General features: G+C 67.6%; 22 protein-coding genes. 11 read left to right on the top strand and 11 right to left on the bottom strand.

What is annotated here, in order from left to right:
- Nucleotides 1-2: 2 nt before the first annotated feature.
- The gene (locus tag RMCB_RS01150) at nt 3-749 is read right to left on the bottom strand and encodes a thioesterase II family protein (protein WP_062827288.1); all 747 of its coding nucleotides are present in this window, start codon (nt 747-749) and stop codon (nt 3-5) included.
- On the bottom strand, nt 746-4,225 hold the full coding sequence (locus RMCB_RS01145) for a non-ribosomal peptide synthetase (RefSeq protein WP_276063863.1): 3,480 nt from the start codon (nt 4,223-4,225) through the stop codon (nt 746-748). The genes RMCB_RS01150 and RMCB_RS01145 overlap by 4 nt, the downstream gene beginning before the upstream one ends.
- Nucleotides 4,226-4,328: 103 nt before the next feature.
- On the opposite strand from RMCB_RS01145, the gene RMCB_RS01140 reads away from it, so the two are divergent.
- Entirely contained in the window at nt 4,329-5,993 is a 1,665-nt protein-coding gene (locus tag RMCB_RS01140; protein WP_062827287.1) for a (2,3-dihydroxybenzoyl)adenylate synthase, read from the top strand.
- Between the two features lie 70 nt (nt 5,994-6,063).
- On the opposite strand, the gene RMCB_RS01135 is transcribed toward RMCB_RS01140, so the two are convergent.
- Both RMCB_RS01135 and hemW read right to left on the bottom strand, forming a co-directional pair.
- The gene (locus RMCB_RS01135; RefSeq protein ID WP_062827286.1) at nt 6,064-7,407 is read right to left on the bottom strand and encodes a salicylate synthase; all 1,344 of its coding nucleotides are present in this window, start codon (nt 7,405-7,407) and stop codon (nt 6,064-6,066) included.
- Nucleotides 7,408-7,476: 69 nt separating this feature from the next.
- Nucleotides 7,477-8,622 (bottom strand): radical SAM family heme chaperone HemW, encoded by a 1,146-nt coding sequence (gene hemW / locus RMCB_RS01130; protein ID WP_062827285.1) that lies wholly within the window; start codon nt 8,620-8,622, stop codon nt 7,477-7,479.
- 104 nt (nt 8,623-8,726) lie between these two features.
- Here hemW and RMCB_RS36935 point away from each other — a divergent pair, with 104 nt between their 5' ends.
- The 9 genes from RMCB_RS36935 (at nt 8,727) to RMCB_RS01090 (ending at nt 16,746) form a co-directional block, all read left to right on the top strand.
- Nucleotides 8,727-8,822, top strand: coding sequence for an Ms4527A family Cys-rich leader peptide (locus tag RMCB_RS36935; RefSeq protein ID WP_407662091.1), 96 nt, complete (start codon nt 8,727-8,729; stop codon nt 8,820-8,822).
- Nucleotides 8,823-8,947: 125 nt separating this feature from the next.
- Nucleotides 8,948-10,633, top strand: coding sequence for a nitrite/sulfite reductase (locus RMCB_RS01125; RefSeq protein WP_062827284.1), 1,686 nt, complete (start codon nt 8,948-8,950; stop codon nt 10,631-10,633).
- A complete protein-coding gene (locus tag RMCB_RS01120) occupies nt 10,630-11,331 on the top strand; it encodes a phosphoadenylyl-sulfate reductase (protein ID WP_062827283.1) in 702 nt (233 codons plus the stop codon). Before RMCB_RS01125 ends, RMCB_RS01120 begins: the two co-directional genes overlap by 4 nt.
- Nucleotides 11,310-12,044 (top strand): sirohydrochlorin chelatase, encoded by a 735-nt coding sequence (locus tag RMCB_RS01115; RefSeq protein WP_062827282.1) that lies wholly within the window; start codon nt 11,310-11,312, stop codon nt 12,042-12,044. Before RMCB_RS01120 ends, RMCB_RS01115 begins: the two co-directional genes overlap by 22 nt.
- A 298-nt stretch (nt 12,045-12,342) precedes the next feature.
- On the top strand, nt 12,343-13,719 hold the full coding sequence (locus RMCB_RS01110; protein ID WP_062827281.1) for an MBL fold metallo-hydrolase: 1,377 nt from the start codon (nt 12,343-12,345) through the stop codon (nt 13,717-13,719).
- 17 nt (nt 13,720-13,736) lie between these two features.
- A complete protein-coding gene (locus RMCB_RS01105; protein WP_062827280.1) occupies nt 13,737-14,945 on the top strand; it encodes an NAD(P)/FAD-dependent oxidoreductase in 1,209 nt (402 codons plus the stop codon).
- A gap of 53 nt (nt 14,946-14,998) precedes the next feature.
- Nucleotides 14,999-15,535, top strand: coding sequence for a rhodanese-like domain-containing protein (locus tag RMCB_RS01100; protein WP_062827279.1), 537 nt, complete (start codon nt 14,999-15,001; stop codon nt 15,533-15,535).
- A 5-nt stretch (nt 15,536-15,540) separates the two neighbouring features.
- Nucleotides 15,541-16,410 carry a sulfite exporter TauE/SafE family protein gene (locus RMCB_RS01095; RefSeq protein WP_062827278.1) on the top strand — a complete coding sequence of 290 codons (870 nt, stop codon included), beginning with the start codon at nt 15,541-15,543 and terminating at the stop codon, nt 16,408-16,410.
- A gap of 66 nt (nt 16,411-16,476) precedes the next feature.
- A complete protein-coding gene (locus tag RMCB_RS01090; RefSeq protein WP_029367227.1) occupies nt 16,477-16,746 on the top strand; it encodes a metal-sensitive transcriptional regulator in 270 nt (89 codons plus the stop codon).
- Nucleotides 16,747-16,752: 6 nt separating this feature from the next.
- Here RMCB_RS01090 and RMCB_RS01085 read toward each other — a convergent pair whose 3' ends face one another.
- The 6 genes from RMCB_RS01085 to RMCB_RS01065 all read right to left on the bottom strand — a co-directional run bounded on the left by RMCB_RS01085 (nt 16,753) and on the right by RMCB_RS01065 (nt 21,122).
- Nucleotides 16,753-17,802 carry a sulfate/molybdate ABC transporter ATP-binding protein gene (locus tag RMCB_RS01085; protein WP_062827277.1) on the bottom strand — a complete coding sequence of 350 codons (1,050 nt, stop codon included), beginning with the start codon at nt 17,800-17,802 and terminating at the stop codon, nt 16,753-16,755.
- Between the two features lie 22 nt (nt 17,803-17,824).
- Nucleotides 17,825-18,646, bottom strand: coding sequence for a sulfate ABC transporter permease subunit CysW (gene cysW, locus RMCB_RS01080; RefSeq protein ID WP_062827276.1), 822 nt, complete (start codon nt 18,644-18,646; stop codon nt 17,825-17,827).
- Nucleotides 18,643-19,509: a sulfate ABC transporter permease subunit CysT gene (gene cysT / locus RMCB_RS01075; protein WP_062827275.1), complete on the bottom strand. Its 867-nt coding sequence runs from the start codon at nt 19,507-19,509 to the stop codon at nt 18,643-18,645. The genes cysW and cysT overlap by 4 nt, the downstream gene beginning before the upstream one ends.
- Nucleotides 19,506-20,546 (bottom strand): sulfate ABC transporter substrate-binding protein, encoded by a 1,041-nt coding sequence (locus RMCB_RS01070; protein ID WP_062827274.1) that lies wholly within the window; start codon nt 20,544-20,546, stop codon nt 19,506-19,508. Before RMCB_RS01070 ends, cysT begins: the two co-directional genes overlap by 4 nt.
- A 143-nt stretch (nt 20,547-20,689) precedes the next feature.
- On the bottom strand, nt 20,690-20,782 hold the full coding sequence (locus RMCB_RS36930; protein ID WP_407662090.1) for an Ms4533A family Cys-rich leader peptide: 93 nt from the start codon (nt 20,780-20,782) through the stop codon (nt 20,690-20,692).
- 133 nt (nt 20,783-20,915) lie between these two features.
- The gene (locus tag RMCB_RS01065) at nt 20,916-21,122 is read right to left on the bottom strand and encodes a hypothetical protein (RefSeq protein ID WP_029367232.1); all 207 of its coding nucleotides are present in this window, start codon (nt 21,120-21,122) and stop codon (nt 20,916-20,918) included.
- Between the two features lie 165 nt (nt 21,123-21,287).
- On the opposite strand from RMCB_RS01065, the gene RMCB_RS01060 reads away from it, so the two are divergent.
- Entirely contained in the window at nt 21,288-23,255 is a 1,968-nt protein-coding gene (locus RMCB_RS01060) for a glycoside hydrolase family 15 protein (RefSeq protein ID WP_407662092.1), read from the top strand.
- 7 nt (nt 23,256-23,262) lie between these two features.
- Here the strand turns inward: RMCB_RS01060 and RMCB_RS01055 are convergent, their stop codons facing one another.
- Entirely contained in the window at nt 23,263-24,504 is a 1,242-nt protein-coding gene (locus RMCB_RS01055; protein ID WP_062827272.1) for a thioester domain-containing protein, read from the bottom strand.
- Between the last annotated feature and the right edge of the window lie 222 nt (nt 24,505-24,726).

Genomic DNA, 24,726 nt, shown 5'->3' with positions numbered 1-24,726 from the left:
CGTCAGAGCTCATGGACCAGCTCCGCGACGGCGTCGATGTGGTTGTCGAGGTAGAAGTGGCCGCCGTCGAACATCGACACGGTGAAGGCGCCCCGGGTGTGGGTTGCCCAGGCCCGCAACATGTTTTCGCTGACGCGATGGTCGGCCGCGCCGCCAAGGGCGTAGATGTCGGCGGCGATGGTCACATCGGCCTCGCAGCGGTACCGGTTGTAGGCCGCATAGTCCGCGCGCACGGCCATCAGTAAGAGTTCGACGAAGTCTTCGTCGGCCAGCAGCTGGGCGTCGGTCCCCCCGAGATCCACCATCTCGGCCAGGATTTCGGATTCCGCGGTGGGCAGCCGCGGCGACGTGGCCGCTGCCGACGGAGCTTCGCTCGCGGACGCCCACAGCACCGCGACCTCGACACCCGCGCGCTCGGCGATCCGAGCGAACTCGAAGGCGACCACGGCACCCATGCAGTGCCCGAAGAGGCGCAGCGGGCCCATGCCGGCCCAGTCGGCGGCGTCGAACAGGTCGCGCGCCAGGTCGGTGACGGTCTGCGGGGCGGGATGGGTCAACCGGTCCCCCCGCTGGGGATACTGCATGACGTAGGTATCGGATCCAGCCGCGGCCAGGGCCATGCCGAAGCTCCGATAGGCCAGGGCCGCGCCGCCCGCGTGCGGGAACACCACGGTGGTGCCCGTCGGACCGGGATAGCGCTTGATCCAGGGCTTGATGCTCAGCTGCGCTCCGGTCGGGTTGCCGGTCACGACGCGGACGCGGTGTCGAGTGCGGACAGCACGTCGGCGTCGTCCATCGCCGCCACTTCGAGATACAGCTCCGCCACCTGTTCGAGACGGCGGGTGTCAGCCACCCGCGTCGCCAGCCGAACGGCCAGTGCCTCAACCGTTCTGGTGGCGAAGATGTCGGGCACCATCACCGTCGGAGTGTCCAGCCAGTCCCGGATGCGAGCGACGGCCGCGGTGGCCAGCACCGAATCACCTCCCAATTCGAAGAAATCCTCGTCGACGCCGATCTCGCCGGCGCCCAGGAGTTCGGCCACGATGCGGGCCAGCGCCTTCTCGACCACTGTCGACGGTGGGCGAACCTGCGAGCGCCCTTCGCTGGTGATCGCGGCGTCGAGCAGCCTGGCCACCGCGCGCCGGTCGGTCTTGCCGCCGGTGGTGAACGGGATCTGCTCGACGAACTCGAAGTGCCGCGGAACCATGTGTGGTGGAACGAGTTCCGCGAGCCCGGTGCGCAGCTCTGCGCTGGTCACCGTGCCGTCACGGGCCACGACGGCCGCGAGCATGTCACCACCGCTGCCCCGCACCACAGCGGCCACCGCGGCGTGCACGCCGGGCAACCGCTGCAGTGCCGCTTCGATGTCGCCCAGTTCGATGCGATAGCCACTGATCTTGACCCGGTGATCGGCGCGGCCGACGAATTCCAGTGTGCCGTCGGGCCAGTAGCGTGCCAGGTCGCCGCTGCGGTACCAGGTACGCCCGCAATACGTCACGAACCGCTCGGCGGTCAGGTCCGGCCTGTCGCGGTAGCCGCGGGCGATCCCCCGGCCGGCAAACCACAGCTCGCCGGGCACCCAGTCGGGGCAGTCGGCACCGGCGGCGTTGACGACGCGGCAGGCGTTGTTGGCGAACGGCTTTCCGTAGGGTACTGCCGCCCAGCTGTCCGGCAACTCATCGACCTCGAAAAGCGTTGCGTGGATCGCTGTTTCGGTGGCGCCACCCAGGCCCGCCAACCGCACGCCCGGCGCCAGGGCCTGCAGCTTGCGGACCATGGTGGTGCGGACCCAGTCTCCGCCCGTCGGTACCGCGCGCACCGATGGCATCGGGGTGCCAGTCGACGCGGCCGTCTCGACCAGCATCTCCAGCGCTCCGGGCAGGAAGTTGAGGACCGTGATGCCGTGAGTGTTGATCTGCTCGACCCAGTGGTGCGGATTGCGCCGGTCTGCCTCATCGACCACCACGACGGTGGCGCCCGCGGCCAGCGTGCCGAACACGTCGAGCACGGAGAGGTCGGACTCCAGGTGGGTCAGCGCCAGGACACTGTCGTCCGGCCCGACCCCGAAGTGCCCGTTGAGCGCCTCGATCGTGTTCATCGCGGCGTCGTGGGTGACCTCGACACCTTTGGGTTCGCCGGTCGAGCCCGACGTGAACAGGATGTACGCCAGCTCGCTGGGATCGGTTGCGGCGGGCTCGATCTTGTCTGCGCGCGCACCGACGCGCAGTGCTTCTGCGATGGTCAGGGCCGGCAGCCAGGTCGGCGGTCCGTCGCCACAGAACAGCGCCATGCGGACATCACCGCCTTTGAGCATCCGCTCGGCCCGCTCAGCAGGCTGATCGATACCCACCGGCACGTAGACCGCGCCTGCCGCGAGGATCGCCAGCAGAGCGATGATCTGGTCGGGGCCCTTGGGGCCCATCACCGCAACGCTTTCCCCAGTGCGGATACCCGCGACCTTCAATGCGGCGGCCACTGTGAGCACTTGCTCGCGCAACTGCGCGTAGGTGAGCAGGCCGGTCGAGCCGATCACCGCTGTCGCGTCGGGGCGTACGGCCGCCTGGGCGAAGAACCCGTGATGCAGCGCCTGGCCGCTGGGCGCAGCGGTTTTCGCGTTGGCGGCATCACGCACCGCGCGTTGGGTGTCGGTCAGCAGCGGCTGGGCCGGGGCTTCCCAGGCAGTATCGTCGGTGGCCAGCCGCCGCAATTCGGCGATGTGGCGTTCGAACATGGCGTCGACGACACCGGGACGGAACGCGTCTTCCCGCACATCCCAGTTCACCAGGACCCCACCGGCGAATTCGGTGACCTGGGCATCCAAGAGCACTTGCGGCCCTTGGGAATTGATCCAGACCGGGGTGCCGAAGATGGCGGTCACCTGCGCGGCGAACAGCTCGCCAAGCCCGAGGGCGCTGGTGTAGACGACCGGGGCCAGCACCTGGGTACCGCGGTGGCGGCCGAGATCGCGCAGCACCGACAACCCGGGATAGCCCGCGTGCCCGGCGGCGGCGCGGAAGGTGTCCTGAACCGCTCTGGCACGGTCGGTGGCGCTCATGGTGCCGTCGAGGTCGATGGCGAGCAGAAGCGATGAGGTGAAATCGCCGACGAGCTTGTCGACGTCGGGATGCCGCTGCTCACGGCCGAAGAGCGGCACGTTGAGCAAGAACCGCGAGTCGGCGGACCAGCCGGCCAGGACTTCGGCGAACGATGCCGCCAGTGCCATTGCCGGGGTGACGCCCCGGCGCCGGGCAGCCGCGTAGAGCGCGTCGCGGGTGTCGGGGTCCAGCCAATGATGACGCCGGGTGGTGTGGTGCGGGTCGGCCTGCTCGGCCGGCGGCACCAGCGGCAGCCGTGGCGGGTCGGGCAGGTCGGCGATGCGCTCGGCCCACCACTGGCGGTCGGCTTCCCTGTCGAGTTCCGGTGCGGCCAAGCGGTATTCGCGGTAGGTGTACCCCAGAGCCGGCAACTGTTCGCCGACGTAGACGGCGGCCAGGTCAGCCATCAGGGTGCGGTAGCTCATGGCGTCGGCGGCCTGCATGTCGAGGTCGACGTGCAATCGGGTGGCGCCGCCCGGGAGCAGCGTCAGCGTCAGTTCGAACACCTCGCCGTGCAACTGCTGATGAGACTTGGCGCGGCGGATGGTCGCGAGACGCTCGGCGACCTCGTCGGGACCTGCCCCGCGCAGATCTTCGACAGTGACCGGATACCGCGGGGCGGGTTCGGCGATGCGCTGCGTTCCGTCGGGCAGGAACTGCACCCGTAGCATCGGATGCCGTTCGGCCAGCGCGGTGGCGGCGCCTTGCAGCCGGTCGGGATCGACGCCCTCGCCGTCGAACTCGACGTAGAGATGCCCGGCCACGCCGCCGAGTTGCTGGTCGTCTTCGCGGCCCACCCACATGGCGTGCTGCATCGGCGCCAGCGGGAACGGCTCACCGGCGTCATGTGAGGACGGCGGCGAAACAGGCTGCGGGGCGGCGTCGTTGGGCGTCCGGGCGGCAACGAGCTCGGCCCAGGCCGCCACCGTCGGTGCGGCGGCCAGCGCGGCGAAGTCGACGTCGATACCCGCCCGGCGCCAGCGGCCGGCCAGCGACATCATGCGGATGGAGTCCAGACCTTGTCCGATCAGGTCGGCGTGCGGATCGACGGCGTCAGTGTCGACACCGAGGAGCTCTGCCACCGCCTCCCGGATGCTCTGCGAGTCCGCGACGGCGAGATTGCTCATCATGACCTCCGACTGACGACAGATAATTTAGTGCAGGCTGCCCTAACTTTGTGGAGGCTACCCTATATTCGAGTGACCGAACACGCCTACCCCGAGGTGCCTCGACGTGACTCCGACCACTGCTCAGCCATCCGAATCCGCAGCTCAATCGGCATTGCGCCAGGGCTTCACCGCTTTTCCCGCCGACCGCGCGCAGGCATATCGCGCAGCGGGTTATTGGGTTGATCGACGCCTGGATTCACTGTTGCGCGATGCCGCCGAGCAGTGGCCGGACAGAACCGCGATCGCCGATCACACCGACACCCACACCTTCGCCGAGCTCGACGCACTCGCCGATCGCGCCGCAGCCGGGCTCGCGGATCTGGGCATCCGGCCGGGTGATCGGGTGCTGCTGCAACTGCCCAATTCCGCTGAATTCGCGGTCGCGTTGTTCGGGTTGCTGCGGGCCGGCGCAGTGCCGGTGATGTGCCTGCCCGGCCACCGGCTCGCCGAGCTCGCACACTTCGCCGAGGTGAGTGCAGCCGTGGCGCTACTGATCGCAGATACCGCAGGCGGATTCGACTACCGCACGATGGCGGCCGAACTCGTGGCGGCACATCCGCATGTGCGCCACGTGCTGGTGCACGGCGACCTGCCGGAGAAGCGGGAGGGGTTTCTGTCGTGGACGACGGTGTCGCGCACGAGCACCGGCGCCGTCCCGCAGATCGACCAGGACCTCGCCGGCCCGGCGCTGCTGCTCGTGTCCGGTGGGACCACGGGGGCTCCCAAGCTGATTCCCCGCACCCACCAGGACTACGTCTACAACTGCACCGCCAGCGCCGAGCTGTGTCGACTTCGACAGGACGACGTCTATCTGGTGGCATTGCCGGCCGCGCACAATTTCCCGCTCGCGTGCCCCGGGCTGCTGGGTGCGCTCAGCGTCGGCGCCACAACGGTGTTCACCGCCGATCCCAGCCCGGAGGCCGCGTTTGCCGCGATCGACGCCCACGGCGTCACCGTCACCGCGCTGGTGCCCGCACTGGCGAAACTCTGGGCACAGGCCTGCGATTGGGAACCGTTGGCACCGAAGTCGTTGCGGCTGTTGCAAGTCGGCGGCGCCAAGCTGGCCGCCGACGATGCGCGGCTGGTGCGGGACCGCCTGACGCCGGGGCTGCAGCAGGTGTTCGGCATGGCCGAGGGCCTGCTGAACTACACCCGCATCGGCGATCCCGCCGAGATCGTGGAGACCACGCAGGGCAAGCCGCTGTGCCCCGCCGACGAGGTACGCGTCGTCAGCGAGGACGGCCACGAGGTGGCCCCCGGCGAGGAAGGCGAACTGTTGGTGCGCGGGCCGTACACCATCAACGGGTACTTCAACGCCCCGGCCGCCAACGAGCGGTCGTTCACCCCGGATGGTTTCTACCGCAGCGGCGACCGGGTGCGGCGCGACCAGGCCGGGTACCTGGAGGTCACCGGGCGGATCAAGGACGTCATCCTACGCGGCGGGGAGAACGTGTCGGCGCTGGACCTCGAGGAGCATCTGCTCACCCACCCCGCGGTCTGGTCAGCCGCCGCTGTCCCGCTTCCCGACGACTATCTGGGCGAGAAGATCTGCGCTGCCGTGGTTTTCACCGGAGCACCGGTGTCTCTGGCCGAACTGCACAGCCACCTCGAGCGGCGCGGTGTGGCGTCACATGCCCGGCCCGATGTGCTGGTGCCGGTGCCGACGCTGCCCACCACGGCCGTCGGCAAGATCGACAAGAAGGCGATCCTGGCCCAGCTGACGCAGTAACTCACGCGAAACGGACGTCAGGGTTGTTCTCGGCGCGTGAGAGCAACCCTGACGTCCGTTTCGATGAAACTCAGCCGCGCGGCACCAGGTGCGGCGCGACCGTCGTGAGCTTCTCGCAGGTCTCCTCGAACTCACGCTCGGGCGTGGAGTCCGCGATGATGCCCGCACCGGCACGCAGCCACGTACGGCCATCCGATTCGTAGGCCGAACGCAGCGTCAGGGCCGCATCCATGCCACCGTCAGCTGAAAAGGTCACCACCGCACCGGAATACAGGCCGCGTGGGCCCTCGTCGAGACGCAGGATGGCATCCACACTTTCGGCCTTGGGGATGCCGGACGCGGTGACCGCCGGGAACAGCGCTTCGAGCGCGTCCATCCGGTCCATCGAGCGGAGCAACTGCCCGCCGACCGTCGAGCCGAGGTGCTGGACGCTCCCCCGCTCACGCACCGTCATGAAGTCCAGCACCACCGCGGTACCCGGCTCGGCCACCTCGGTGATCTCCTGCACCGAGGTGCGCACCGAAATAGCGTGCTCGACAATCTCTTTCGGGTTGGATTCGAGGTCTTCGCGGGCGGCCCGGTCATGGTCCGGTCCGAGCCCGAAAGCCCGTGTGCCGGCCAGCGGTTCGGTCAGCACGGTGCCGTCGGCCCGCACCGCCGCCACCAGTTCGGGACTGTAGCCCAGCGCCCGGATCCCGCCGAGGTGCAACAGGAACGACCGCGCGGGGGTGTTGTGGTGCCGGCCCACCCGATAGGTGGCCGGAAAGTCCACGGCGAACGGCACATCGAGCCGACGCGACAGGATGACCTTCTGATAGCGCCCGCCGATGATCTCGTCGATCGCGGTGGCGACGCGACCGCGATAACCCGCGGCATCGCGCCGGACGTCGACCGCACTGGCCGCCGGAAGGTCCCCGGGCCCCTCGGCAAGAAGTCGGCGAAGTGTCTCGATCTGCCGGTCGTCCGCGCCCACCAACCGGATTCGATCGGCAGAGATGATGAATTGGGTTCGGGGCCGAAGGACCCGGGCCAGCGGCGTGCCCGGGGGCAGCTTCTGCTGCAGACCGAACCGGTAGGTACCGAACTCGAAGGCCACCCAGCCGAACAGCCGGTCGGTTTCCAAGAGCATCCGGTCGACGGCCTCACCCAGCGCGGACCCGGGCCTGCCGGTCCATGTTTGGCGGCGCACGACGCCGTCCTGGATGACCCGCAACTCGTCGGAGTCGAGTTCGATGACGGCGTGCACACCGAAGGCCAGCGTCCACTCGCCGTCGCGTTCATAGGCGACGTAGTCCTCGCCGTCGCGTTCGGGAAGCGCCCGGGCCAGCTCGGCCACCAGATCGATGGGGTTCACGCCCGGCGGTAGGGCGATGGATTCGACTGATTCGGACGCCGCGCTGCTCACCTTCGACACGGAAAGTAAATGTAGCCTAACCTTGCTTACCCCGGCGGGCTACGCTCGCTGTCGGCACTGTGATGCGCGTTATGCCAGCAGCGTGCGCACCACACCGTCTGCCAGCAACCGGCCGCGGTCGGTCAGCACCAGCCGTTCGTCGGCGCTGACGACTAGCCCCTCGTCGACCAGCCCCGGCACCCGCGATCGCTCGTCGCCATCGAGCAGGCCGACCGCCAGGCCGTCGCGCAGCCGCAGCCGCAGCATCACGTCCTCGGTGTGGCGGGCGTCGGCGTCGAGATCCTCGAAATCGGCGACCGGCAGCTCACCGCGGCCGAGGGCTTCGGCATAGGCGTTGGGATGCTTGATGTTCCACCAGCGCCGTGCCCCGAGGAAGCCGTGCGCTCCCGGGCCGGCACCCCACCATTCCCCGCCCTGCCAGTAGCCGAGGTTGTGCCGGCACTCGCCCCCCGGCCTGCTCCAGTTGGACACCTCGTACCACTGGAATCCGGCGGCGGAGAGGTGCGCGTCGAGCAGCTCGTAACGCTGCGCGAGCACATCGTCGTCGGGTGCGGCGATCTCTCCCTTGCGCACGCGCCGCGCCAATGCCGTGCCGTCCTCCACCACCAGCGCGTACGCCGAGACGTGGTCGACCCCGGCGTGCACGGCGGCGTCGATGGAGCGCCGCAGATCGTCGTCCGACTCGCCCGGGGTGCCGTAGATCAGGTCGAGGTTGACGTGGTCGAACCCGGCCGCACGAGCCTCTGCGGCGGCGGCCAGCGCCCGGCCTGGCGAGTGCGTGCGGTCCAGGACCGCGAGAACGTGTGGGACCACCGACTGCATGCCGAGGGAAACCCGCGTGTAACCCGCCTCGCGCAGACCCTGGAAAAACTCCGGCGACGTCGATTCGGGGTTGGACTCGGTGGTCACCTCGGCGCCGGGCGCGAGCGTGAAGTTGTCCCGCACGGCGTCGAGCACCGCGGCCAGCCCGTCGCTGCCGAGCATCGACGGCGTGCCGCCGCCGACGAACACGGTCTGCACCGGCACGGCACCGACCTGGCCGGCGGCCAGTGCCAGTTCGATGCGCAGCGCGGCCAGCCAGCCGTCGGGGTTGGCGCCACCCAACTCACCCGGCGTGTAGGTGTTGAAGTCGCAGTATCCGCACCGGGTCGCGCAGAACGGCACGTGGATGTAGATGCCGAACAGCCGGCCTGCGGACGCGGAACGGGTACTCATGCGAACAATTTTCCCAGACTTGTGCAGCGACGACTTTTGCTCACCGCGAGCGCAAATATGGCCCGGTTAGGGCAGGTGGCGACAATCGTGGCACAATAGCGGGCGTGACCCCCGCCCGTAACAGCACCACCCGCGTTCTGCTGGTGGCACGGCGGCATGTCGACTTCAAGCGCGTATGTAGCTGTTGCTGTCTGCCTTGATCTTGCGTTGATTTCGGACCCCGCCCGCCTCATACATTCAGCTGGCCGCCGGATCTGCGCCGCCGGACAGCCCACCGGTGATCCCGCGCGATCCAGTAGCCGGCTCCAGCCTAGGAGCCACCCTCATGACCGAAGTCCAGACTGAGGCCAAATCCCGCCCCGCGAAGAAGCCCCGCGACGAAGGCCAGTGGGCGCTGGGTAGCCGCGACCCGCTGAACGCCAACGAGGTGTTCAAACAGGAGGACGACGCGCTCAACGTGCGGGCCCGCATCCTCGACGTCTACTCCAAGCAGGGCTTCGACAGCATCGACAAGACCGACCTGCGTGGCCGGATGCGCTGGATGGGCCTCTACACCCAGCGCGAGGAGGGCTACGACGGCACCTTCACCGGCGACGACAACGCCGACCTGCTGGAAGCCAAGTACTTCATGATGCGGGTGCGCTGCGACGGCGGCGCACTGTCGGCTGCCGCGCTGCGCACCATCGGTGAAATCTCCACCGAGTTCGCCAGGGACACCGCCGACATCACCGACCGGGAGAACATCCAGTACCACTGGATCCGGGTCGAGGACGTCCCGGAGATCTGGCGCCGCCTCGAAGCCGTGGGCCTGCAGACCACCGAGGCCTGCGGTGACTGCCCGCGCGTGGTGCTCGGCTCCCCGTTGGCCGGGGAATCCCTCGACGAGGTGCTCGACACGAGCTGGGCGGTCGACGAGATCGTGCGACGCTTCATCGGCAACCCCGAGTTCTCCAACCTTCCGCGCAAGTTCAAGTCGGCCATCTCGGGCCTGCAGGACGTCGCACATGAGATCAACGACATCGCATTCATCGGCGTCAACCACCCCGAGCACGGGCCGGGCCTGGACGTGTGGGTCGGCGGCGGGCTGTCGACCAACCCGATGCTCGCCCAGCGGCTCGGTGCGTGGGTACCGCTGGAGGAAGTGCCCGATGTCTGGGAAGGCATCACGTCGATCTTCCGCGACTACGGCTACCGCCGACTGCGGTCCAAGGCCCGGCTGAAGTTCCTGGTCAAGGACTGGGGCGTAGAGAAATTCAGGGAAGTTCTCGAGACCGAGTACCTCAAGCGCCCCCTCATCGACGGTCCGGCGCCCGAGCAGGTGCCGCACACCATCGACCACGTCGGCGTGCAGAAGTTGAAGAACGGCCTCAACGCGGTCGGCGTCGCCGCGATCGCGGGTCGGGTGTCGGGCACCATCCTGACCAAGGTCGCCGACCTCGCCGAGGCTGCCGGCTCTGACCGGGTCCGCCTGACCCCGTATCAGAAGCTGATCATCCTCGACGTGCCCGATGAGAAGCTTGACGAGCTGACCTCCGGCCTGGAAGCCCTTGGCCTGCAGGTCCGGCCGTCGCACTGGCGCCGCAACCTGATGGCCTGCACGGGCATCGAGTACTGCAAGCTGAGCTTCGCCGAAACCCGGGTACGCGCGCAGTCGCTGGTGCCCGAGCTGGAGGCCCGGCTCAGCGATCTCAACGCCGAGCTGGACGTGCCGGTCACCGTGAATCTCAACGGCTGCCCCAACTCATGTGCCCGCATCCAGATTGCCGACATCGGGTTCAAGGGCCAGATGATCGACGATGGAAACGGCCCCGAGGAAGGCTTCCAGGTCCACCTGGGCGGCAGCCTCGGCCTGGACAGCGGTTTCGGACGCAAGCTGCGACAGCACAAGGTGCTGGCTACCGAGCTCGGCGACTACATCGAGCGGGTTGTCCGCAACTTCGTGAAACAACGGGAAGCCGGCGAGCGTTTCGCCCAGTGGGCCCTACGGGCCGACGAGGCGGACTTGAGGTGAGTGGGTTGACTGAGACCGAGCTGAAGGAACTTGCCGAGCGCGGTGCGGCCGAACTGGCCGACGCCAGGGCCGAGGAGCTCTTGCGCTGGACCGACAAGCACTTCGCGGGCAACTATGTGGTCGCGTCCAACATGCAGGACGCGGTGCTGGTCGAGATGGCCGCGAAGGTGCGTCCCGGCGTCGACGTGTTGTTCCTCGACACCGGCTACCACTTCGCCGAGACGATCGGCACCCGCGATGCCGTCGAGCAGGTATACGGCGTGAACGTGGTCAATGTGCGCCCCGAGCACACCGTCGCCCAGCAAGATGAGCTGCTCGGTAAGGACCTCTTCGCGCGCGACGCCGGCGAATGCTGCCGGTTGCGCAAGGTCGAGCCGCTGAGCAAGGCGCTCGCCGGCTACTCGGCTTGGGTGACCGGCATCCGCCGGGTGGAGGCGCCGACGCGGGCCAACGCGCCACTGATCAGCTGGGACGCCGCCTTCGGCCTGGTGAAGATCAATCCGATCGCGGCGTGGACCGACGAGCAGATGCAGGCCTACATCGAGGCCAACGACATCCTCGTCAATCCCCTTGTCTACGAAGGCTATCCGTCCATCGGATGCGCCCCGTGCACCAGCAAGCCGGCCGCGGGTGCCGATCCGCGCAGCGGCCGCTGGGCCGGGCAGGCCAAGACAGAATGCGGGCTGCACGCGTCGTGACATCGCTGGTGCTGACCGCCCACGGCAGCAAAGATCCCCGATCGGCGGCCAATGCCCATGCCATCGCGGGACATCTGCGGCGCCTGCTGCCGGATACCTCGGTGCAGGTGGCGTTCTGCGAGCAGAACGCGCCGATCCTGACCGATGTGCTGCCCGACGCCGCGGCCGGTTCGGTCGTGGTGCCGCTGCTGCTGGCCAGTGCCTATCACGCTCGTACCGACATTCCCGCGCTGATCGCCGAGTCGGGGGCCGACGTCATCCAGGCCGACGTCCTCGGTGAAGACCCCCGGCTGCTGCAGGTGATGCGGGAGCGACTCGCGGCGCTGGGGGTGTCCCGCTTCGACAGCGAGCTCGGCGTGCTGCTGACCAGCGTGGGCTCGTCACATCCGGCGGCCAATGCCCGCACCGCCGCGCTGGCCGACACGCTGGCCGAAGGCACCCGCTGGGCCGGCGTTCAGGTCGCCTTCGCGACCGGCCAAACCCCCTCCCTGCCCGAGGCCGTCGAGCGCCTGCGCGCCCGCGGCGCGCAGCGCCTGGTGATCGCGCCGTGGTTCCTGGCGCACGGCAGGATCACCGATCGGGTCGCCGAGTTCGCTTGCGCCGCAGGGATTCCGATGGCAGAGCCGCTCGGCCCGCACCGCCTCGTCGCGGCCACCGTGCTGGACCGCTACGAGGAAGCCCTGGCTGCCGGCAGCGCCGACTTCGCCGCCTGATCTGACCGCGTCGCGCCCCAGCTCCACCCCTCCCCGTGTCGAGATATGCCTCCACGGGCGTCGCCTGCTGCACATCTGCATGATTTGACCCATAGGCGTCTGGCGCAAACACACCTTTCGCCCGATCCGCCGCCCGTACCGGGTCCCATACCTTGATATTCAGCCGGTTGAACCGGGCAAATCACAAGGACAGGGCCGATCCGGCGACATTGACAGAAATACCATCGGGGGTATAGTCGTTGGCAGATGTATACCCCCATGGGTATAGGAACCCAGGGTCGAAGCAAAGGAACGAAGAATGAAGTTCATCCAGTACTACCTGGACTGCCTGTCGCACGCGTCGTACCTGATCGGCGACGAGACCACCGGGCGCGCCGTCGTCGTCGACCCGCAACGCGACATCGCGGAGTACCTCGCCGACGCAGCGGAACTCGGCCTGCGGATCGAACTGGTCATCGAAACCCACTTCCATGCCGACTTCGTGTCCGGACACCTCGAGCTGGCCGACGCCGCAGGCGCGACCATCGTGTACTCGTCGGTCGCCGCACCCGAGTTCGATTTCATGGGAGTCGAAGACGGCCAACGCATTTCACTCGGAGAGGTGTCGCTGGAGTTTCGTCACACACCCGGCCACACCCCGGAATCGATGAGCATCGTGGTGTACGAACACCCCGGCGCAGCGCCCTACGGCGTGCTCACGGGTGACACCCTGTTCATCGGCGATGTCGGCAGGCCCGATCTGCTCGCCTCGATCGGCTTCACCGCCACGGAGCTGGCCGAGAGTCTCTACACGTCGCTGCACGAACAACTCATGCCGCTGCCCGACGCCACCCGCGTCTACCCCGCACACGGCGCCGGATCGGCGTGCGGCAAGAACCTGTCCGCCGACCTGTCTTCGACCATCGGCGACCAGAAGCGCACCAACTACGCGCTGCGCGCCCCCGACAAGCAAACCTTCATCGATCTGGTGACCGAGGGCCAGCCGCCGGCACCGGGGTACTTCGTCTACGACGCGATCCTGAACCGCAAAGACCGCGCCCTGCTCCACGAAGCCGAGCTACCGCCCGCCATGGATTACCGGCAGGCCACGGCTGCCCTGGCCCGCGGCGCAATGCTGATCGACGGACGCAGCCCCGAGGAGTTCGCGCAGGGCCATCTGCGTGGCGCCATCAACATCGGATTGGCCGGCCGCTACGCGGAATTCGCGGGTTCGGTGGTCCGCCCCGACACCGACATCGTCCTGGTCACCGCGCCCGGACAGGAGCTGGAGGGCAAGAACCGCCTCGCCCGCATCGGATTCGACCGCGTGATCGGCTATCTCGCCGATCCGGAACGGACCATCTTCGAGCATCGCGACGACGTGCGCGTCGCATCCCGGCTGACCGCGGCGGACTTCGGGCAGCGGGCCGCCCAGATCGACGGCCTGCAGATCGTCGATGTCCGCAACAGGGGTGAGGCCGCTGCCGGCATGATCCCCGGCGCCGTTAACATCCCGGTGCGCCAGCTGCCCGACCGGGTCGGCGAACTCGACCCGAACGCACCGACCGTCGTGTATTGCGCAGGCGGCTACCGCTCGTCGGTGGCCGCGAGCCTCCTACGCCAACGCGGCTTCGCCGATGTCAGCGACATCGTCGGAGGCTACACCGCGTGGACCGACGCAACCCAGAACGCCTGAACAGAAAGAGCTTTGACATGACCACCAAGCACGAGATCCTCATCATCGGTGGCGGAACCGCCGGCATCACCGTCGCGGCCCGCCTGCTCCGCAAGGGCCACCGCGACGTCGCGATCGTCGAACCGTCGGACACGCACTACTACCAGCCGCTGTGGACTCTCGTCGGCGGTGGGCAGGCACAGGCGCAGCAGACGGCTCGCCCGATGGCCTCCGTGCTGCCGAAGGGTGCGGTGTGGATCCACTCGGCGGCGCAGACCTTCGATCCCGAACGCAACACCGTCACCTGCGCCGACGGCGTCTCGTACTCCTACGACGTGCTGGTGGTCTGCCCGGGCATCCAGCTGGATTGGGACCGCACCGAGGGACTCGCCGAAACGCTTGGCAAGAACGGGGTTTCGTCGAACTACCGGTTCGACCTCGCCCCCCGCACGTGGGAGCTCATCCGCAACACGACCTCGGGCACAGCGGTGTTCAGCATGCCGACCGGCCCGATCAAATGTGGTGGCGCCCCGCAGAAGATCGCCTATCTCGCGGCCGACTACTGGCGCAGGACCGGCGTGCTCGACGACATCGACATCCACCTGGTGGTACCCACGCCGCGAATCTTCGCCATCGATGCCATCGCGGACAGCTTGGAAAAGGTCATCGCCGACTACGGCATCCACCTGCACACCGGTACCGAACTCCGCTCGATCGACGCCGCGGGCCGCAAGGTCACCCTTGCACCTGTCGGCACGGCAGGCACCGAGACCATCCTCTCCTACGACATGCTGCACGCCGTACCGCACCAGTCGGCGCCGGACTGGATCAAGAAGAGCCCGCTGTCGACCGCGTACACCGGCGGTGACCCGAACGGCTACGTCGACATTGACAAGCACACCATGCAGCACGTCCGGTACTCCAACGTCTTCGCCCTGGGCGACGCCGGTTCGTCGCCGAACTCGAAAACCGGTGCGGCCATTCGCAAGCAGGCACCGGTGGTGGTCGACAACATCGAGGCGGTACTGGCCGGACGGCCGTTGACCGCCGCGTACAACGGGTATGCCTCGTGCCCGATCGTCACCTCGGCGCACGACATGCTGCTGGCCGAATTCGACTACTCGATGCAGCTCACCCCGTCCATCCCGGGCCTCGATCCGGCCGTTCCGCACCGCAGCTACTGGTACCTCAAGAAGTACGGGCTGCCCGCCCTGTACTGGAACTTGATGCTCAAGGGCCTGGCCTGATCGCCGCCCAAACACGTTACCGCTCCAGCCAACACCTACAGGAGAACACCCAGATGTCCACCCGGTCGACAGTCACCTCACCGGAACTCAACGAACTCTTGAAACACGGCCGCGCGCCCAGGATGATCGACGTCCGCACCCCCGCCGAGTTCGAAACCGTCCACATCCCAGGCGCTTACAACGTGCCGCTGGATCTGTTGCGTGAACATCGCGACGAGATCGCCGGCTACGTCGCCGACGACATCGTGCTGGTGTGCCGGTCAGGTCAGCGTGCGAGCACCGCCGAGGAGGCACTGCGCGACGCTGGACTGACCAACGTACGCGTCCTCGACGGCGGGATGACCGCCTGGCAGAACATGGGTTTCGACACCCGCCGGGGCACCCAGCGTTGGGACCTGGAGCGTCAGGTCCGGCTGGTGGCCGGCTCCCTGGTGCTGGGCAGCATCCTCGGCAGCCTCGCCGCACCGAAACTGAAGTGGGTGGCCGCAGGTATCGGCGCCGGGTTGGCCACCGCTGCGGTGACCAACACCTGCACTATGGGCATGTTGCTGGCGAAGTTGCCGTACAACCAATCCTGTAAGGCCTGTTGAGCATCATGATCGCGTTGACCGTGGTGCTCGCCGCGCTGGTCGGGATATCTCTGGGCCTGTTGGGCGGTGGCGGATCCATCCTGATGGTGCCGCTGCTGACCTACGTCGCAGGCATGGACGCCAAACAGGCGATTGCCACATCGCTTTTGGTGGTGGGTGTCACCAGCACGGTCAGCACCGTCAGCCACGCCCGCGCCGGCCGCGTCCAGTGGCGCAGCGGTCTGTTGTTCGGGGCGGCAGGCATGGCAGGCGCCTACGCCGGTGGCCGACTCGGCCATCTGCTGCCCGGCTCGCTGCTGCTGATCGCGTTCGCCGTGATGATGATCGCATCGGCTGTTGCGATGCTTCGGCGCCGCCGCACGCCCGTCACGCCTGCGCCCGCGCCGCACCGCACGCCGATCGGCAAGGCCTTGACGCTCGGGGCGGCGGTCGGGCTGTTGACCGGAATCATCGGCGCCGGAGGCGGTTTCATCGTTGTGCCCACGCTGGCGCTGCTGGCCGGGCTGACCATGCCCGTCGCGGTCGGCACCTCACTGTTGGTCATCGCGATGAACGCACTGGCCGGCCTGGCCGGGCAGGTGACCACGCTCAGTGTCGACTGGAAGATGGCCGCGATCGTGACCGCCGCCGCGGTGGTGGGCAGCCTGGTCGGTGCCCGGCTGACCGCTCGGGTCGACGCCGACGTGTTGCGCGCGGCGTTCGGCTGGTTCGTGCTGGTGATGGCATCGGTGATCCTCGCCGAGCAGGTCCACCCTGTGGTCGGCATCGCCGTCGCGGGCCTGACCGTGGCCGCAGGCGGCTACCGGTACGCCTGCAGCCGATTCACGTGGTGCCCACTCAACCGGCTGTGGAGCCGGGCGGCGGCCGCGACATGACCCACACAGATACCCCTACGGGTACCATGAAAACCAGGACCTTATCGACTTCGAAAGAGGCACACCATGGTTGGTGATCAGGAAGCCATTGCAGCCGTGCTCAACCGCTTACGCCGGGCCCAGGGCCAGCTCGCCGGCGTGATATCGATGATCGAACAGGGCCGCGACTGCAAGGACGTCGTGACCCAGCTCGCCGCGGTGTCCCGCGCATTGGATCGCGCCGGGTTCAAGATCGTTGCCACCGGCCTGCGCGAGTGCGTCACGACCGAACATCCCGACGGGTCCGAGACTTTGGACGTGGCACAGCTCGAAAAGCTCTTCCTGGCTCTGGCCTGAGGCCCGTCAGGTGGCGGTGAGCGCTTCGACCTCGGCGCCACTCACGGTCTGTACGTCCCCGGCGATCTGCGGTACCCGCGTGGCCCTGACGTAGACCGTGTCACCCTCCCGCAGCCCGAGCGCCTCGGCGTCACCACGCGTGATCTGCGCGGTGAACGGCACATTGTTGGCCGCGCTGGTGAGTTCGACGCGCACCTCGAAGCCGAGCATGACGATGCGGTCGATGGTCGCCCTCAGCACGCCGGTGGCCTCGGCCGTGCCGTCCCCCGCCGCGATCGCCAGCTCGGGATTGCGCCCGACCCGGATGTCGTGCGGGCGCACCATGATTCCGTTGAGCTCCGACACCGCCCCGAGGAACGACATCACGAACGCGTTGGCCGGTTCGTCGTAAACCTCGGTGGGCGACCCGATCTGCTCGATACGGCCCTTGTTGAGCACCGCGATGCGGTCGGCCACATCCAGCGCCTCGGCCTGATCGTGGGTGACCAGCACTGTGGTCACATGCACTTCGTCGTGCAGGCGCCGCAGCCAGGCCCGCAGATCGTCACGCACCTTGGCGTCGAGAGCGCCGAACGGCTCGTCGAGCAGCAGCACCTGCGGATCGACCGCCAGTGCCCGGGCCAGCGCCATGCGCTGACGCTGGCCACCGGAGAGCTGGTTGGGGTAGCGCGTCTGGAAACCGCTCAGCCCCACCACTTCCAGCAGATTGTCGACCTTCTCTTTGATCTCGGCCTTGGGCCGCTTGCGGATCTTGAGGCCGAAGGCCACGTTGTCGCGCACCGTCAGGTGCTTGAACGCGGCGTAGTGCTGGAACACGAAACCGATCCCGCGCCGCTGCGGCGGCACACCGGTGACGTCCTTGCCGTTGATGGTGATGGTGCCCGTGTCGGGCTGGTCGAGGCCGGCGATGGCCCGCAGCAGCGTCGACTTGCCTGAGCCACTCGGCCCCAGCAGGGCGGTCAGCGAGCCGCGCGGCACCTCGAAATCGATGTTGTCCAGTGCCGCGAAATCCCCATAGTGCTTGTTGGCGCCCCGAACGACGATCGCGTCGGTCATAGCTCTTAGCTCCTTCTCGGGCCTACTGCTCGGTCCCGGTCCGCCGGCGGTCGAGGAGCACCTGGACCACCAGCACGATGACGGCCACGGCCATCAACAACGTCGAAACTGCATACGCGCCGTACACCGAGTCGGCGGTGCCTCGCGTGTAGCGGTCGGCCACCAGCAGGGTCAGCGTCTGCGATGTTCCCGGCAGGTTGGACGACACCATGATCACCGCGCCGAACTCGCCGAGCGTGCGGGCCACGGTGAGCACGACACCGTAGGTCAGTCCCCAGCGGATGGACGGCAGGGTGACGCGCCAGAACGTCTGCCACCAACTGGACCCCAGTGTGGCGGCCGCCTCCTCCTGGTCGGTGCCGATCTCGTGCAGCACCGGTTCGACCTCACGGATGACGAACGGAACGGTGACGAAAATGCTCGCCAGCACAATGCCCGTGAAGCCGAAGATGATCTTGACGCCGAGGTCCCGCTCGACGAATCCGAACAACCCGGCCGAACCCCACAGCAGGATCAACGCCACACCGACCACCACCGGCGACACCGCGAACGGCAGATCGATCACGGCCTGCAGGGCACTTTTGCCCCGGAACCTGTTGCGGGCCAACACCAGTGCGGTCGGCACACCGAACAACACGTTGAGCGGCACCACGATCGCCACCACCAGCAACGACAACTGCAGCGCCGATATGGCTGCCGGAGTGCCGACGGAGGCGAAGAACGTGCCGATACCCGGTGAGAACGTACGCCACAGGATCAGCCCGACCGGCACGATGACCAGAACGCCGACGTAGGCCAGCGCCAGGTACCGCACCAGAAGACGGAACCACGGTGACAACGTCATGCCGACAGCTCCTCACGACGGGCGGCGCGCGACCCGACGGTCCGCAACACCAGCAGGATGAAGAACGAGATGACCAGCAGCACAATCGAGATCGCGGCCGCGCCGGTACGGTCGTCGTTCTCGATGAGGGTGCGGATCCACTGTGAGGACACCTCGGTCTCGCCCGGCACGGCGCCACCGATGAGCACGACCGACCCGAATTCGCCGATCGCGCGGGAGAACGCCAGCCCGGCGCCGGACAACAGCGACGGCAACAGTGACGGCAGGATCACCGTGGTGAAGATGACGCGGTTGCCCGCACCCAAGGACGCGGCCGCCTCCTCGGTCTCGCGGTCCAATTCGAGCAGCACCGGCTGCACCGAGCGGACCACGAACGGCAGTGTGACGAACAGCAGCGCGACCCCCACACCCCATTTGGTGTGCTGCAGGTGCAGCCCGACCGGGCTCGCCGGCCCATACAGGGCCAGCATCACCAGGCTGGCGACGATGGTCGGCAGCGCGAACGGCAGGTCGATCACCGAGTCGACGATGCGCTTACCCGGGAAGTCGTCGCGCGTGAGCACCCACGCCACCATGAGCCCGAACACCAGGTTGATCACCGTGACCCCGGCGGAGATGGACAGCGTCACCCGGAACGAATCCAGGGCGGCGTTGGAGGTGACGGCCTGCCAGAACGCCGTCCACCCGCCGCCCACGGACTGCCACACGATGGCGGCCAGGGGCAGCAGCACGATGACGCTCAGCCAGATCGATGCCGCGCCGACCCGCAAGGAGGTCGTGCCGTAGCGGCCGCGGAACACGCCGGGAGCGGAATCCCCCGGCGTGTTCACGGACGCCGAATCGGTCTCGGCTGAAGCGGTCATCCAGTCGCCTGCTTGTAGATCTTGGTGATCGACCCATTGTCCTTGTCGAACAGGGCCGGGTCGACTGTCTTCCAACCGCCCAGGTCAGCGATGGTCCACAGCTTCTCCGGCGTCGGGAAGTCCTTGGCGAAGTCCGCGGCGACCGCCGGATCCACGGGCCGGAAGCCGGCCTCGGCCCACAGCTTCTGCCCTTCCGGCGTGTACAGGAAGTTCTTCAGCGCGTTGGCCTGCTCGGCGTGGGCGCTGGTCTTCACCACCGCGACCGGGTTCTCGATCTTGAACGTGGTGGGCGGGTTGATGTGCTCGACATCCTTACCCTGCCGCTCGACGTTGATGGCCTCGTTCTCGTAGCTGATCAGCACGTCACCGGTGCCCTGCAAGAACACGTCGGTGGCCTCCCGGCCCGAGCCCGGGCGCGTCTTGACATGCTCGGTGACCAGCTTGCTGACGAAGTCGATGCCCGCTGCGGTGTCCTTGCCGCCGTTGCTCTTGGCGGCGTACGGCGCGAGCAGGTTCCACTTGGCCGAGCCAGAGCTCAGCGGGCTGGGGGTGACCACCTCGATACCGGGCTTGAGCAAGTCGTCCCAGTCCTTGATGCCCTTGGGGTTGCCCTTGCGCACGACCAGCGACACCACCGAGCCGAACGGGATGCCCTTGGTGTTGCCCGCGTTCCAGTCGTCGGCGACCTTGCCCGCCTTGACCAGACGGGTGACGTCCGGTTCGACCGAGAAGTTGACGATGTCGGCCGGCTTTCCGTCGACCACGGCCCGCGACTGGTCGCCCGAGGCGCCGTAGGACGGCGTCACACCGACGCCCTTGCCCTCGTCGGTCGCGGCGAACGCGGGGATGATCTTGCTCCAGCCGGGTTCGGGCACCGCGTACGCGACCAGCGTCAGCGTGGTCTTGGTGCCTGCGGTCTTGTCACCGCCCGCGACGTCGCTGGCACCGCCACCACAGCCAACGACCAGCGCTCCGGTGGTTGCCAATACGGCGGCGCTGCGCCAGACATTTTTGATGTTGAACCCGGTATCGAGCACTGCGGACGGGAGGAGCGATTTAAGCACTGAGAACCTTCCTTGCAACTGGCGGACAGTACGAGTCCGTCACAACGGCAAGGCGCAGGATCAGTATCCGGACAGAGAACAGCCGTTACCGACACCAAACCGCGGACGGGTTGGGGTCAGCGACAACAGTCGACGTCAGCAACAGCGCAAGAACCCACGGCGATGAGCGCCACGATGTGGCCCTCTGTCGCACCGGTCGCTGTCTGCATGGGCGAAGAATAACAGAATCCGCCGGACGCGCTCGCCGAGCGCTCCGACGTCAGCGCGCCAGCAACCAGGCGACGATGACGAGCACGACGAGCAAAACCAGCGCAAGCGTCACCCGCGACCGGGGCATCCCATTCATACAACGTCCAATTCATCGTCCTCTTTGGTACGGCGCAGCCGGTGCAGACCGTTGATGCCCTGCCCCAATGCACCGTCCAGCAACACCGCGATGCCGTAGGCCAGCGCCAGCACCACCGGCATCACCACAGCCGTCTGAGCCACGAAACCCAATCCGGTCAACCACAGCTCGACGCCGTCCCACCAACTCAGGAGTGCGCCCATGCGGCCAGAGTACGAGATGGCGCCAAATCATCCGTGTTGAGCAGTTACCTTCGACACGCGCCACTCGGGTAGACGACGCAGGTACCGGCGGTCGATGATGTGCGGATGGTTCTGCAACAGACCGAGCCCGGCGAGGGCGTGTCGCCCAAGGATGTCCAGCAAGCCATCCAAGAAGCCGACGCGCCCTTCACCGTCACGGCACCCGTTCCGTACACCGGAAGTAATGCGCTGCGGAACCCGTTCCCACCGATCGCCGACTACGCGTTCCTGTCGGACTGCGAGAACACCTGCCTGATCTCGTCGGCCGGGTCGGTCGAGTGGCTGTGCGTGCCACGCCCCGACTCCCCCAGCGTGTTCGGTGCAATCCTCGACCGCGGCGCCGGCCATTTCCGGCTCGGACCGTACGGCGTGACGGTGCCTGCGGCACGGCGCTATCTGCCCGGCAGCCTGATCCTCGAGACCACCTGGCAGACCCACACCGGCTGGGTGATCGTCCGCGACGCCCTGGTGATGGGCCCGTGGCACGACATCGACACCCGCTCGCGGACTCACCGGCGCACGCCCATGGACTGGGACGCCGAGCACATCCTGCTGCGCACGGTGCGCTGCGTGAGCGGAACGGTCGAGATGGTGATGAGCTGCGAGCCGTCGTTCGACTATCACCGCGTCAGTGCGGCGTGGGAGTATTCCGGCCCCGCCTACGGCGAGGCCATCGCGCGGGCGAGCCGCAATCCCGATTCGCATCCCACGCTGCGGCTCACCACCAACCTGCGTATCGGTCTGGAGGGCCGAGAGGCCCGCGCCCGCACCCGGCTCACCGAGGGTGACAACGTGTTCGTCGCGCTGTCGTGGTCCAAGCATCCGGCGCCGCAGACGTACGACGAGGCCGCCGACAAGATGTGGAAGACCAGCGAGTCGTGGCGGCAGTGGATCAATGTCGGCGACTTCCCCGACCATCCGTGGCGGTCCTACCTGCAGCGCAGCGCACTGACGCTCAAAGGCCTGACCTACTCGCCCACCGGTGCCCTGCTCGCTGCGCCCACCACGTCACTGCCGGAAACCCCGCAGGGCGAACGCAACTGGGATTACCGCTACTCCTGGATCCGCGATTCGACGTTCGCGTTGTGGGGCCTCTACACGCTGGGCCTCGACCGGGAGGCCGACGACTTCTTCTCCTTCATCGCCGATGTGTCGGGAGCGAACAACGGCGAACGGCATCCCCTGCAGGTGATGTACGCCGTCGGCGGGGAACGCAGCCTCGTCGAGGAGGAACTGCACCACCTGTCCGGCTATGACAACGCCCGGCCGGTCCGCATCGGCAACGGCGCATACAACCAGCGCCAGCACGACATCTGGGGCACCATGCTGGATTCGGTGTACCTGCACGCCAAGTCGCGCGAGCAGATACCCGAGGCGCTGTGGCCGGTTCTGAAGAATCAGGTCGAAGAGGCCATCAAGCACTGGCGCGAACCCGACCGCGGGATCTGGGAGGTACGCGGCGAGCCACAGCACTTCACCTCCAGCAAGATCATGTGTTGGGTCGCTCTGGACCGCGGTTCGAAGCTCGCCGAGTTGCAGGGCGAGAAGAGCTACGCCCAGCAATGGCGGGCGATCGCCGAGGAGATCAAGGCCGATGTGCTGGCCAACGGCGTGGACAAGCGTGGCGTCTTGACCCAGCGCTACGGGGACGACGCGCTGGACGCGTCACTGCTGCTGACGGTGCTGACCCGGTTCCTGCCGCCCGACGACCCCCGGGTGCGCGCGACGGTGCTGGCCATCGCCGACGAGCTCACCGAGGAGGGGCTGGTCCTGCGCTACCGCACCGACGAGACCGACGACGGACTCTCCGGCGAGGAGGGCACGTTCACCATCTGCTCGTTCTGGTTGGTCTCTGCACTGGTCGAGATCGGCGAGGTGAGCCGGGCCAAGCACCTGTGCGAGCGGTTGTTGTCGTTCGCCAGTCCGCTGCATCTCTACGCCGAGGAGATCGAACCGCGCACCGGTCGCCACCTCGGCAACTTCCCGCAGGCGTTCACCCACCTGGCACTGATCAACGCGGTCGTGCACGTCATCCGCGCGGAAGAGGAGTCGGACAGCTCGGGTGTCTTCCAGCCCGCGAACGCACCTATGTAAGTCCGGCTCAGAAGCTGATCTCGAACTCGATGACGGTCGGCGCCGGCACGGCCAGCGCGACCGGCGTGAATCGGCTGTCGTCGTAGGCGACGCCGGTGATCACCCGGCCACCGAAACCGTCGGTGGCGGCAGGCACGCTCGCGGTCAGGGTCACCCGCCCCGCGGCGTGGCCCGGGCGCAGGTAGAAGTCGGTTCCCGGGGTGACGGCTCCGTCGATCACGGCGCCGTCGGCGTCGACGACGGTTCCGGCCGAAACCGACAGTGCCGCGCGGTCGGTCGCGTCGAGGCGGAAAGGCCCGAGCACTCCGGCGTCGAGGACCGCCCGCTCGGAATCCAGTACGGGCACCACGGTCGCCCGGCGCGCGGCGGCAGCCCCGGCGAGCAGGTATTGATAGAGGGCGACCACGCGTTGGGCGTTGCGGTAGTGCCCGGAACCGTTGAGCCAGAACGTGACCGACGCGACCTCGACGGTCGCCGCGGCGACGATGTGCAGCCGATAAAAGCGGTAGCCCTGATGACGACGACCCGGGCGCGTCGCGGCCGTGGTGCTGCCGATGCCGAGGGCCTTGCGGTAACTGCCTTGTCCCGCATCGATATTGAGCCCGGATGCGGCGACGTCGCGCCACTCGATCCCGTCAGCCGATTTCTGCAGCAGCAGCGAGACGGGCGAATCGGCGGCCAATTCGACGGTGTATCCGCCCAATTGCGGATCGCCGTCGAATTCGAACACGATGGCGCCGGGCTCGCGGCGTTGCGCCACAGGCACATTCAACGGACGGGTGTCCAAATCCAGTCCGTTGGTGAAGTGCCAGATGGCGGCCTGGGTGGCGGCGATCGCCTCGTGCTCGGCCAGATGCGCGCCGAGCCGCCGCCCGGCCGCGCGCAGCCGACGACTCAATTCGGCCGTGCCCAGGGTCGGATACGAATTGCGGATGATCCAGTCGACCTCGGCCTCATGGGTCCGCGCCGCCAGGTTCGGCACCGCCGACCAGTTCGCCGGCCGGTAGCGCGACGGTGTCGTCGGCGCCACCCCGGTGAAGTCCACCGAGTAGGCATCGATGTTCGGGTTGAGCCTGATCAGATCGGTACGTGCGGTGGAGCCGTCGGCGAACACGATGGTGTCGACCGTCGGCGAATACGTACCGCCGCGGTATCGCGTCATCCGGGCGATCTCGACGTCGCGGGCACGCACGCGGCGTCGCACGGCAACAGGGGTCGAGATGGGAGCAAGTACAGGCAGAACAGGCATTGCGGGTTGGCTTTCTGGTGGCTGAGAAAAGCGCGAATCGACGCACCGCCAGATAGGGGCGGGCCTGAAACGCGGGGGCCGGCGTCAGAAAATCAACAACAACAACAGAGCACGACGAAGGCGCGCGCCATACCAGAGCGCATCGATCCGTCGTGAGCCATGCCCACACCATACGGCACACACGGCTTAATGCCCAGTTCACATCGGCGTGACAGGTTTGAA

It is taken from the genome of Mycolicibacterium brisbanense (assembly GCF_001570425.1).
Lineage (GTDB): Bacteria > Actinomycetota > Actinomycetes > Mycobacteriales > Mycobacteriaceae > Mycobacterium > Mycobacterium brisbanense.
The sequence above is the reverse complement of the archived record's forward strand: the minus strand, read 5'-3'. Positions and strand labels throughout refer to the sequence as shown.